The sequence below is a fragment of the Accumulibacter sp. genome (assembly GCF_032229525.1).
GTDB lineage: Bacteria > Pseudomonadota > Gammaproteobacteria > Burkholderiales > Rhodocyclaceae > Accumulibacter.
On sequence record NZ_JAVTWB010000198.1, the window covers coordinates 25943 to 36566 of the forward strand.

13 protein-coding genes are annotated in these 10624 nt (G+C 64.3%); 11 read left to right on the forward strand and 2 right to left on the reverse strand.

The features are described 5' to 3' along the window. Positions 1-206 precede the first annotated feature (206 nt). Positions 207-548 (reverse strand): hydrogenase maturation nickel metallochaperone HypA, encoded by a 342-nt coding sequence (hypA, locus tag RUW20_RS15560; RefSeq protein ID WP_313953134.1) that lies wholly within the window; start codon positions 546-548, stop codon positions 207-209. Beyond that, a complete protein-coding gene (locus RUW20_RS15565) occupies positions 541-1533 on the reverse strand; it encodes a nickel-dependent hydrogenase large subunit (protein WP_313953135.1) in 993 nt (330 codons plus the stop codon). Before RUW20_RS15565 ends, hypA begins: the two co-directional genes overlap by 8 nt. 139 nt (positions 1534-1672) lie before the next feature. Between RUW20_RS15565 and ccmA the strand changes: the two genes are divergently transcribed. The 11 genes from ccmA (at position 1673) to RUW20_RS15620 (ending at position 10489) form a co-directional block, all read left to right on the forward strand. Then, positions 1673-2314, forward strand: a complete 642-nt coding sequence (gene ccmA, locus RUW20_RS15570) for a cytochrome c biogenesis heme-transporting ATPase CcmA (protein ID WP_313953136.1) — start codon at positions 1673-1675, stop codon at positions 2312-2314. Between the two features lie 8 nt (positions 2315-2322). Then, a complete protein-coding gene (gene ccmB / locus RUW20_RS15575) occupies positions 2323-2991 on the forward strand; it encodes a heme exporter protein CcmB (protein WP_313953137.1) in 669 nt (222 codons plus the stop codon). Continuing rightward, positions 2992-3741 (forward strand): heme ABC transporter permease CcmC, encoded by a 750-nt coding sequence (gene ccmC, locus RUW20_RS15580; protein ID WP_313953138.1) that lies wholly within the window; start codon positions 2992-2994, stop codon positions 3739-3741. A 4-nt stretch (positions 3742-3745) separates the two neighbouring features. After that, a complete protein-coding gene (gene ccmD / locus RUW20_RS15585; RefSeq protein WP_313953139.1) occupies positions 3746-3964 on the forward strand; it encodes a heme exporter protein CcmD in 219 nt (72 codons plus the stop codon). Next, positions 3961-4440, forward strand: coding sequence for a cytochrome c maturation protein CcmE (gene ccmE, locus RUW20_RS15590; protein WP_313953140.1), 480 nt, complete (start codon positions 3961-3963; stop codon positions 4438-4440). The genes ccmD and ccmE overlap by 4 nt, the downstream gene beginning before the upstream one ends. 21 nt (positions 4441-4461) lie before the next feature. Next, a complete protein-coding gene (locus RUW20_RS15595) occupies positions 4462-6465 on the forward strand; it encodes a heme lyase CcmF/NrfE family subunit (RefSeq protein WP_313953141.1) in 2004 nt (667 codons plus the stop codon). 9 nt (positions 6466-6474) lie between these two features. Continuing rightward, the gene (locus tag RUW20_RS15600; RefSeq protein WP_313953142.1) at positions 6475-7059 is read left to right on the forward strand and encodes a DsbE family thiol:disulfide interchange protein; all 585 of its coding nucleotides are present in this window, start codon (positions 6475-6477) and stop codon (positions 7057-7059) included. Next, positions 7056-7547 carry a cytochrome c-type biogenesis protein gene (locus RUW20_RS15605; RefSeq protein ID WP_313953143.1) on the forward strand — a complete coding sequence of 164 codons (492 nt, stop codon included), beginning with the start codon at positions 7056-7058 and terminating at the stop codon, positions 7545-7547. Before RUW20_RS15600 ends, RUW20_RS15605 begins: the two co-directional genes overlap by 4 nt. After that, complete coding sequence (gene ccmI, locus RUW20_RS15610; RefSeq protein ID WP_313953144.1) at positions 7544-8755, forward strand: c-type cytochrome biogenesis protein CcmI; 1212 nt, start codon at positions 7544-7546, stop codon at positions 8753-8755. The genes RUW20_RS15605 and ccmI overlap by 4 nt, the downstream gene beginning before the upstream one ends. A 169-nt stretch (positions 8756-8924) precedes the next feature. Then, positions 8925-9536, forward strand: a complete 612-nt coding sequence (locus RUW20_RS15615; protein WP_313953145.1) for a NapC/NirT family cytochrome c — start codon at positions 8925-8927, stop codon at positions 9534-9536. Positions 9537-9649: 113 nt separating this feature from the next. Next, complete coding sequence (locus RUW20_RS15620) at positions 9650-10489, forward strand: ethylbenzene dehydrogenase-related protein (RefSeq protein WP_313953146.1); 840 nt, start codon at positions 9650-9652, stop codon at positions 10487-10489. Positions 10490-10624: the final 135 nt, after the last annotated feature.

Consider the following 10624-nt stretch of genomic DNA (forward strand, 5'->3'; position numbering starts at 1 on the left):
GTAATGCCCTGCGCCATCGTCAGCGCCGACCGGTACGTAGCTCATGCGGCGATGAGTAGAAGCGCCGCCCGGCTGCCGCGGCTCTGGCGGCGAATGGCCCCTACCCGCATGCTGAGCGCCTTCCTCTTCGGACACTGCCTTCCCGGCCACCCGAGTTTCCCCGCCGCCGCAACCGCAAGTGGTACACATCTGCTGTCTCCTCTTTCTTATTCGACTTCCAGCTCCTTGACCCGCATCTCGGTGCCGCCGGTTGCTTGAACCGGGTAACCGCCGCAGGCTGGGCAGGGGTCGTAACGGGCCGCCAGCGGCACCGTCTGATTACAATTAAAACATAAACCTTCGCCCGCCACCTCAATCACTTTCAGAACAGCACCTTCGACCAGCGTGCCGCGGATTACGGCGTCGAAACAGAAGCGAATAGCCTCCGGTTCAACCGCAGAAAGCTCGCCGACTTCGACAAACACCGACTTGACGCGCTGAAAGCGCTGCGCGCGCGCCGCGTCTTCAATGATCTGCAGGATGCCCAGGGCGAGCGACATCTCATGCATCGTCGACCTTGACTTCGACAGGCACGCAGGGATCAAGCGACAGCACCAGGCGGCTGGCCGCGGTCACTGCTTCGGCACGCGTCCTGGCCGGAGTCGTGCCGATCTCGCGGACAAACGCCCCCTGCGGGTGAAAATTCCATTCCGTCGGCGCCACGATGACGTAGCGCGCCACCCGCTCACCAGCGAGTTCGATGCGATGCAGCAAGGTACCGCGAGCCGTTTCGACACAAGCCAGCCCGCAGCCTTCAGCAACCGTCGCCGCATCGAGCCAGGAGGACAGGCGTGCCGGCTCGGACAATCCCTCTGCAAGCCAGCGCAGGTCAGCGTAGCGAGCCGCCAGCCGTGCCCGTATCCGCTGCCCCCTGGCGAGCAGAGCCGCCACCTCGGGATTCCCGATGTGGCGCGCAAGTGCCCCGGTCTCGGCCGGCTGCCCCGCGAAAGTGGGCCACTCGGCAAAACCCGCGCCATCGGCCTGCGCTACCCAGTCGGCGGCCGACAGGCGTGGTAGCAGCGCGCCCGCGGTGGCAGCGACACCATCGCCTACCTGCAGCGGCGTCTCCTCGTTCAGCCAGGCGGAGAGCCGGGCTCCGAACACTGCGGCGCCAGCGCTATCGACGACGCCGAGCAAGCGCTTGCGCCAGAGCAAAAACTCGCTGTGCCTCGGCGCCTGCTTGCACAGCGGCGGCCAGTCGAGCAACAAGCGCCACAGGTGCTCGCCAACGGCTTCGAGCGCGACCGCCAGCACCTGCGCGGAGGTCGCCGCAATCACCGGCCGCTCAGGACGGGCCGCCTGCAAGGACAAGCGCGCCGCCGCATCCTGCGCGCAGCGGCAAAGACCGAACAGGCGGGGAATGATTTCGAGAACACGCGCGACCGGCAACCCACGCAGGCAGCGGGCCACTGCCGGCCGGGACGACACCACCCCGGCGGCCACGATTTGCCCCCCATCCCACGTCAGTGTCAGCTGCAGAACTCCCTGCTCCACCGTCACACTCCCGGAAAATCTCTCCAGACCATAGCAAAAGCCTTTGAATCCATTTTGATTTCAGTCAATCCGCGGCTAAACTGCCGCGTTCACAATACGGCCTCGCCGGCCTCTGCCATTTTCCCGGATCTCCCTCTGCATGCTTGAAGCCTCGAATCTGGAATGCGTACGCGGTGAACGCCGCCTGTTCGCCGACGTCAGCTTTCAGCTTGAAGGGGGCGAAATGCTCTACCTGCAAGGGCGGAACGGCTCGGGGAAGACGAGCCTGCTGCGCATGCTCTGCGCGCTGACGCCAGCAGCCAGCGGCGAGATTCGCTGGCGCGGCAAACCGATCGGCAAACTCGGCGAGGAATTTCGCAGCGAGCTTTGCTACCTTGGCCACCAAAACGCCATCAAGGAGGAGCTGACACCGCTGGAGAACCTGCTGACGTCGGCGACGATGGCTGAGGAGTCGCTCGCCGAGAACGCAGCGCTCGAGGCGCTGGAGCTGGTCGGACTGCGCGGACGCGAAGACCTGGCCTGCCGCTATCTTTCCCAGGGACAGAAACGCAGAGCGGCGCTGGCGCGCCTGGTCAACGAAAGGCGTGCGCTGTGGATACTCGATGAGCCCTACGTGGCCCTCGACGCGGCGGCCGTCGAGCTCGTCGCCGAATTGATCGGCGCCCACCTGCAACGCGGCGGACTGGCCGTCCTGACCACCCACCAGGCGGTCGTGGTACCGGCGGGCGCGGTGCGTGAACTCTGGTTGGGTGCGGATGATGCAGCCTACCGGCCGCAGTAGTTAACGAGATGCTAATATTGCTCCGTGCCGTGATTGGCCGTGACTTGCGACTGGCGATGCGGCGGCAGGCGGACATCGTCGCGGCGACTTTTTTCTTCGTCATCGTCGTCAGTCTGTTCCCGCTGGGCGTTGGCCCGGAACCCGATCAGCTGCGCCGAATGGCTCCAGGCGTGCTGTGGGTCGCCGCACTGCTGGCGACGATGCTTTCGCTGCCACGACTGTTTGCCGACGATCACCGCGACGGCACACTCGAGCAACTGGCTCTGGCGCCGCAACCGCTGGGCCTGATCGTACTGGGCAAGGTGATCGCGCACTGGCTGGTTGCCGGCCTGCCGCTGGTTCTGCTGGCGCCGGTACTGGGCATCCAGTTCGACCTGCCGAGCGACGCCCTGGCGGTGCTGACCCTGTCGCTGCTGATCGGCACGCCGGCCCTGTCCGGCATCGGCGCGATCGGCGCGGCGTTGACGCTGGGGGTACGCGGCGGCGGCGTGCTACTGTCGCTGCTGGTCCTGCCGCTGTATATCCCGGTGCTGATCTTCGGCGCCGGCGCAGTTGACGCGACGGTCAGCGGCCTCGGGCCGCAGGCCCATTTGTCGCTGCTTGGCGCCCTCGCGCTCGGCGGCGTGTTTTTTGCGCCGTGGCCCACCGCCGCGGCCCTCAGAGTTGCCCTCGAATAGATGACTGAACAAGCAATCAACTGGTTCAAATACGCCAGTCCACAGACCTTCTACCCACTTGCCGGCAAGCTGATCCCGTGGTTCTGGGCGCTCGCCGCGATCTTCGGCGTCGCCGGGTTGAGCATCGGCTTTCTCCTGGCACCGACCGACGCGCAGCAGGGCGAGGGCTATCGCATCATCTTTCTGCACGTGCCGGCGTCGTGGTTGTCGATGTTCATCTATCTGGTGATGGCCTTTTGGGCCGGCATCGGGCTGGCTTTCAATATCCGCCTGTCGGGCATGATGGCCTCGGCCCTGGCGCCGACCGGCGCCCTCTTCGCTTTCCTGTCGCTATGGACCGGCGCCCTGTGGGGCAAGCCGATGTGGGGCGCCTGGTGGGTGTGGGACGCGCGCCTGACTTCCGAATTGATCCTGCTCTTCCTGTACATCGGCTTCATCGCCCTGCAGGCGGCGATCGACGATCCACGCCGCGCCGACAAGGCCGGCGCGATTCTGGCCCTGGTCGGGGTGGTCAACATCCCGATCATCTATTTTTCGGTCAAGTGGTGGAACACGCTGCATCAGGGCGCATCGGTCAGCCTGACCAAGGCACCGAGCATGGCCGCCATGATGCTTTGGGGCATGCTGCTCTGTGCGCTGGGCTGCTGGATGTACAGTATCGCCATCGCCCTGATGCGCGTGCGCACCATCATGCTCGAGCGCGAGCGGCACACCGACTGGGTGCGCGAACTGCTCAGCGACAAGGAGTGAACGGATGCACTGGAACAGCTTTTCCGAGTTTCTCGCGATGGGGACGCACGGCCTCTACGTCTGGGGCTCGGTGGGGGTGATGGCGCTGCTGATGACGGCGGAACCGATCCTGCTCTTGCATGGTCGGAAGACACTGCTCATTCGCCTCAAACGCCAGTATCGCGCCGAGCGATCGGAAGCGACCAGGGACCGCAGAGCAACACCCCTCAGGAGTAAAGCTTGAAACCTCGTCACAAACGCATTGCCTTGATCGTCGGCGGCCTGGCCATTCTCGGCATTGCCGCCATGCTGGTGCTCAATGCCTTCCAGAGCAATCTGGTGTTCTTCTTTTCACCGACCCAGGTCGCCGCCGGTGAGGCACCGACCGGCAAGAACTTCCGCATCGGCGGCATGGTCAAGGAAGGCTCATTGGAGCGCCAGGCGGACGGCGTCACCCTGCGTTTCGTGGTCACCGATACCGACAAGGACATGACCGTTGCCTACCAGGGAATCCTCCCCGACCTCTTCCGCGAAGGCAAAGGCGTCGTCGCGCAGGGCAAGCTCGGCGACGGTGGTATCTTCAACGCCTCCGAAGTGCTCGCCAAGCACGACGAGAACTACATGCCGCCAGAAGCGGCCAAGGCCGTCGGCGACGCCCATGAACGCGCGGCGGTCAACAAAGCGGCGGCGGAAGCAGCCAGCAAGACCATCAAGCAATAACGACCTACGGACGATAGCCCCATGATCCCTGAACTCGGCAACTTCGCACTGATCGTCGCGCTCTGCGTGGCCCTGGCGCAAGGCACGCTGCCGCTGATCGGCGCGCACACCGGCCGGCAGCAATGGATAGCCCTGGCGCGGCCCGCTGCGGTCGCACAAGCGCTGCTCCTGGCGATCGCCTTCGGCTGCCTGACCACGGCCTTTGTGCAGAACGACTTCTCGGTGCTCTACGTCGCGCAGCATTCGAACACGCTGCTGCCCATGCAGTACCGTGTCGCCGCGGTCTGGGGCGGACACGAAGGCTCGCTGCTGCTGTGGGTGATGATGCTGGCGCTATGGACGCTGGCCGTCGCTTTGCGCTCGCAACAACTTCCCGACCACATGGTCGCGCGCGTGCTCGGCGTTCTCGGACTGGTGGCCGCCGGCTTCCTGCTGTTCATCCTGCTCACCTCGAACCCCTTCGAGCGCCTGCTGCCGGGTGCCGAAGAAGGGCGCGACCTCAATCCGCTTTTGCAGGACCCGGGCCTGATCATTCATCCACCGATGCTGTACATGGGCTACGTCGGCTTCTCGGTGGCCTTTGCCTTCGCCATCGCCGCGCTGCTCTCCGGCCAGCTCGACGCCGCCTGGGCACGCTGGTCGCGACCGTGGACCACGGCCGCGTGGATCTTTTTAACACTCGGTATTGCCCTCGGCTCGTGGTGGGCCTACTACGAGCTGGGCTGGGGCGGCTGGTGGTTCTGGGACCCGGTCGAAAACGCCTCGTTCATGCCCTGGCTGGTCGGTACGGCTCTGCTGCACTCGTTGGCGGTGACCGAAAAACGTGGCAGCTTCAAGAACTGGACGGTGCTGCTGGCGATCTCCGCGTTTTCGCTGTCGCTGCTCGGCACCTTCCTGGTCCGCTCCGGTGTCCTGACTTCGGTGCACGCCTTCGCCACCGACCCGGGCCGCGGCATCTTCATTCTCGCTTTCCTGGTGGTGGTCATCGGCGGCTCGCTGGCGCTATTTGCCTGGCGGGCGCCCAAGGTCGGTCTCGGCGGCCGTTTCGGGCTGCTCTCGCGCGAATCGCTGCTGCTCACCAACAACGTCCTGCTGGTCGTCGCCTGCGCTTCGGTGCTACTCGGCACGCTCTATCCCCTGCTGATCGACGCCCTTGGCGCGGGCAAGCTGTCGGTCGGCCCGCCCTACTTCGACGCCGTCTTCGTACCGCTGATGTTGCCGGCTGCGTTCCTCATGGGCGTCGCGCCGTTCGCGCGCTGGAAGCACGCCAGCGTCGGCGAACTCGCGCGCGCCCTGCGCTGGGCTTTCCTGGCCGCGCTGGTGGTCGGTATCGCAGCGCCTTTCCTGCGCGGCGAGTGGAAGCCACTGGTCGCGCTGAGCCTCCTGCTCGCCACCTGGATCGTTCTCAGCACCCTGCTGAGCATCTTCGAACGCGTCCAGTCGACGCGCGCCGGGCAATCGTTTCTGAGTACGGCAAGCAGGCAGCCGCGCAGCTTCTTCGGCATGCATCTGGCCCACGTCGGAATCTCCGTCTTTATCGTCGGGGTGACCATGGTCAGCGCCTATCAGGAAGAGAAGGACGTCAAGATGGAAGTCGGCGATACGGTCAGCGTCGGTGGTTACAGCTTCGTCTTCAACGGCGTCCGCGAAAAGCAGGGGCCGAACTATCGCGCGCTGGTTGGCGACATCGATCTGCGCAAGAACGACCGTGAAATGCGGAAAATTTTCCCGGAAAAACGTTTCTACGTTGCCTCCTCAATGCCGATGACTGAAGCAGCGATCGATAGCGGCTTCCTGCGCGACGTCTACGTCTCGCTCGGCGAGCCGATCGACAAGGCCAGACCCGAAGCGGCGTGGGCTGTTCGCGTCTACTACAAGCCCTTCGTTGACTGGATCTGGGGCGGCTGTGTGTTGATGGCCCTCGGTGGTCTGCTCGCCATGAGCGACCGCCGCTACCGCATCAAGGCGCGTGCCGCGGCCCCTACTGCGGCGGCTGTCGGCACGGCACTGGCGCAAAACGCCTGAGGACACGCCATGAACCGATTTCTCTGGCCGCTGATCGGCTTCGTCGTTCTCGTCGTCCTGCTCGGCGTCGGGCTGACCCTCAACCCGCGCGACGTGCCGTCGCCGCTGGTCGGCAAGCCGGCACCAGCCTTCTCGCTAGCGCGGCTGCACGCACCGGAGGAGCAGTTTTCGCCGAAGGACATGCTCGGCAAGGTCTGGCTGCTGAATGTCTGGGCGTCGTGGTGTGTCTCGTGCCGACAGGAGCACCCGCTGCTCGTCGAACTGGCCAAGCGCCAGAGCACGCCGCTGGTCGGACTGAACTACAAGGAAGTCCGTGGTGACGGCGCGATCGACATGGACAAAGTGGCTCCCGGGAAGGAAAAAGGCATGGTCGTCGAGCGCGCCGGTGCCTGGCTCAACCAGCACGGCGACCCCTACACGCTGTCGGTGATGGACATCGACGGCCGGGTCGGTATCGACTACGGCGTCTATGGCGTGCCGGAGACCTACATCATCGACAAGGCCGGCATCATCCGCATGAAACAGACCGGGCCGATCACCCCTGACGTCTTGTCGAGCACGATTCTGCCGCTGATCGCGGAGCTGTCGAAATGAGGCGACTGGTGATGGTGCTGCTACTCACGCTGCTCGGCCTCGCCGGCAGCAATGGCGCGATATTCGCCGGTGAAGCCCAGCCGCTGGCCGCGGACGAGGCGACCGAGAAGCGCCTGATCGCGATTTCCAGCGAGCTGCGCTGCCTGGTCTGCCAGAACGAATCGCTGGCCGGGTCGCACGCCGAACTGGCCAACGACCTGCGCCGCGAGATTCGCACGCTGATCAACGCCGGCAAGAGCGACGACGAAATCATGGAATTCATGGTCAGCCGTTATGGTGACTTCGTCCGCTACCGGCCGCCACTCAAAGGGACGACGCTGTTGCTGTGGTTCGGACCGGGCGTGCTCTTGGTCCTTGGCTTCGCGGCGCTGCTGCGTTACCTGCGCCGCCGTGACCGGGCCATCACAGACTCGCCGCTGAGCGCCGAAGAGCAGCGCCAGGCCGAGGCGCTGCTGCACGACAACGACTCTCATCAAGGACGTTCATGAGCAGTTTCATCCTCTTCGCGGCGCTGCTTGTCGTCGCCGTTGTTGCCATTCTTTTGCCGCCGCTGCTGCGCGCGCCGAGGTCGTCTGGCGGTGCTGACCATCGCGAAGCGAATCTGGCCATCTTCCGCGACCAGCTCGCCGAACTCGAGCGTGAGCGCGACAACGGCTCGCTCGCCGAAACCGATTTCGAGCAGGCGCAAAGCGAGTTGCAACGTCGCCTGCTCGACGAGGTCGAGCCGCCAGCAAGCGACAAGACCATCGCCAGCGGTGGCCGCAAGACCGCGCTGGCCCTGCTCCTCGTTCTGCCACTGGCCGCCGCAGGCGGCTATGCCCTGCTGGGTAATCAGCGAGCGCTCGACCCACTGCAGCGACAGGCGCGGATCACGCCACAACAGATCGAGGGCATGGTCACCGGGCTGGTCGCCAAGCTCCAGGAGAACCCTGACGACCACCAGGGCTGGCTGATGCTGGCGCGTTCCTACAAGGTCATGGAACGCTTTCCCCAGGCGGCCGAAGCCTACGGTCGCGCCGGCGCGCTGGTCACCCAGGACGCCGCGCTGCTCGCCGACTATGCCGAAGTCCTCAGCCGCAGCAACGGCGGCGACCTGCAAGGGAAACCCAGCGAGTTGATCGAGCAGGCCCTGAAGATCGACCCCAACGAAACGCAAGCGCTCCTGCTGGCTGGCGCTGCCGCCAGCGACCGGCGTCAGTTCGCCCTCGCCGCCGACTACTGGGCACGCCTGCTGGCACAACTCGAACCCGGTTCCGAAGAGGCCAGGACGGTCGCGGCGGCGGTCGACAAAGCACGCCAAATCGCCGCCCAGCCTGCCGGAGAACGGGTCGCCGAAGCCACGCCGACGGGCGCCGGCGCCGTCAGCGGCGAAGTGACGCTGAGCGACGAGGTCGCTGCGCAAGCCCGCCCGGACGACGTGCTGTTCGTCTTCGCACGAGCCGAAGAGGGGCCCCGCATGCCCCTCGCCGCGACACGGGCCAGGGTCGGCGACCTGCCGCTGCGCTTCCGCTTCGACGACTCGATGGCACTCGCCGGCGGCAAGAAGATCTCCGACTTCAAGACCGTCAGCATCGAAGCACGGGTCGCCAAGGCCGGCAAGGCGCAGACCTCGAGCGGCGACCTGTATGGCACGCTGCGCGGTGTCAAACCCGGCAGCCAGAGCCTGCGGCTGGTGATCGACCAAGTCCAACCCTGAGCCCGGAAATCGCTCCGATCGGCCCGCGCACACGGCACTGCGCGGGGTGATTTCCGTGTTTGTTAGCATAGATCAAACCGTCGCCACCCCCTGATCCGCTAGACTTCCGGCAGCCTTGGCGCTCGCCAAATGGCGCATCGCACAAAAAGTTCAAGGGGAGGGAAGTATCGTGGCAGATAACGGCTCAGGGTTCTGGGCAAAACTCAAACGTCCCAGCGTCAAGTACTCGCTACTGACGCTGCTGTCGGTCGGCTTTGTCTCCGGCGTTCTGTTCTGGGGCGGTTTCAACACGGGGATGGAGGCTACCAACACCCTGGAGTTCTGCATCGGCTGTCACGAGATGAAGGATAACGTCTATCAGGAATACAAGACCACCATTCACTACAGCAACCGCACCGGCGTGCGCGCGTATTGTTCCGACTGCCATGTGCCCAAGGACTGGACACACAAGATGATGCGCAAGATTCAGGCGAGCCAGGAACTCTATGGCAAGCTGATGGGCACCATCGATACCCGCGAGAAGTTCGAAGCCAAGCGGCTGGAACTGGCGACGCATGAGTGGGAACGCATGAAGGCCAGCGATTCACGCGAGTGCCGTAACTGCCACTCGTTCACGGCAATGGACATCGAGAAACAGAAGAAGCGCGCCTCCAAGATGCACAAGATCGGTCAGGAAGACAACAAGACCTGCATCGATTGCCACAAGGGCATCGCGCACCACAAGCCGAAGAACATGCCGGAAGAGGAAGACGAAGATGACGACGGAGGCAACTCTTTCTAGGCACGAACGGCGGAGCGAGCCACACCTGACCTAAAGTGGGGGCTGGGCGGACGACTGACAGTTGGCCGCCTTCCACCGCCTCTAACCGTATCAATCCTGAGTGGAGAGTGAAAATGAAAAAAACGACCGTTTCCCTGGCCCTGTTCGGTGCTTTGCTGGCCTTCGGTTCGCAAGTGGCCTACGCTGCCGCACCCGACTGGAGCAAGGTTCCCAAGCGCACCATCCAGGTGTTTCACCCTGGGGTGACGCCGGTCGAATGGGTGATGAAGAAATCCGACCACAGTGGCCGCACCGGCATCAACAAGGGCGAAAGCTGTGTCGGTTGCCACGAAGAAAAAGGCGGCCTCAACTTCGACATGAAGCGTCTGGCAAGCAAGGAACTTGAGCCCAAAGGCGCGCCGAAGACTATGACTTACCCGGTGACCATCCAGTCGGCGTACGACAAGGACAACGCTTACATCCGTCTGACCTTCAAGGCGCCGGCCGGTGCGTTCGACCCCGCCGACAAGGAAAACGAAGTCAAGGTGGCGATGATGTTCGCCAACGCCGAGGTTCCCAAGGGCGACCAGGTTGGCTGCTGGGCGACCTGCCACGGCGACGCGCGGACGATGCCCGGAGCAGACGACAAGAAGACCAAGTACACCAAGAGCGGTGCCTACGAGTTGATGCAATGGAAGAGCGCAGCGGGCGCCAAGGCGGTTGATGGCTCGGTGACCGACAAGCGCAGCATGGAAGGCGGCACTGCCAACGTGCAGGCCGAAGGTGGCAAGTCGGGCGACACCTACACGGTGACCTTCACCCGCAAACTGTCCGGTGCCCTGGCCGAAGGCAAGGCGGTTCCGTTCGGCGTCGCCGTCCACGCGGATCACGCTACCGGCCGTTTCCATCACGTGTCGATGGGCTACACCATGGGCTTCGGTGTCGACGCCGACGTCAAGTCTGCCAAGCAATAAGACACCGCAACCACTTTGGCAAGAGGCAGGGCTTAGGCCCTGCCTTTTTTTCGTCTGACGTTGGTGAACGGCCTGCCCCTCGCCAGCTCCAGTGGCGCCACAGCGCTTAATGGAAAAATCGGCAAACACCCCTAA

Bases quoted from the DNA above. Each gene is read 5' to 3' on its own strand.
- ccmC (WP_313953138.1), top strand. From the start codon at position 2,992: ATGACTGAACAAGCAATCAACTGGTTCAAATACGCCAGTCCACAGACC.
- ccmA (WP_313953136.1), top strand. From the start codon at position 1,673: ATGCTTGAAGCCTCGAATCTGGAATGCGTACGCGGTGAACGCCGCCTG.
- RUW20_RS15620 (WP_313953146.1), top strand. From the start codon at position 9,650: ATGAAAAAAACGACCGTTTCCCTGGCCCTGTTCGGTGCTTTGCTGGCC.
- RUW20_RS15595 (WP_313953141.1), top strand. From the start codon at position 4,462: ATGATCCCTGAACTCGGCAACTTCGCACTGATCGTCGCGCTCTGCGTG.
- RUW20_RS15605 (WP_313953143.1), top strand. From the start codon at position 7,056: ATGAGGCGACTGGTGATGGTGCTGCTACTCACGCTGCTCGGCCTCGCC.
- ccmD (WP_313953139.1), top strand. From the start codon at position 3,746: ATGCACTGGAACAGCTTTTCCGAGTTTCTCGCGATGGGGACGCACGGC.
- ccmI (WP_313953144.1), top strand. From the start codon at position 7,544: ATGAGCAGTTTCATCCTCTTCGCGGCGCTGCTTGTCGTCGCCGTTGTT.
- RUW20_RS15600 (WP_313953142.1), top strand. From the start codon at position 6,475: ATGAACCGATTTCTCTGGCCGCTGATCGGCTTCGTCGTTCTCGTCGTC.
- hypA (WP_313953134.1), bottom strand. From the start codon at position 548: ATGCATGAGATGTCGCTCGCCCTGGGCATCCTGCAGATCATTGAAGAC.
- ccmB (WP_313953137.1), top strand. From the start codon at position 2,323: ATGCTAATATTGCTCCGTGCCGTGATTGGCCGTGACTTGCGACTGGCG.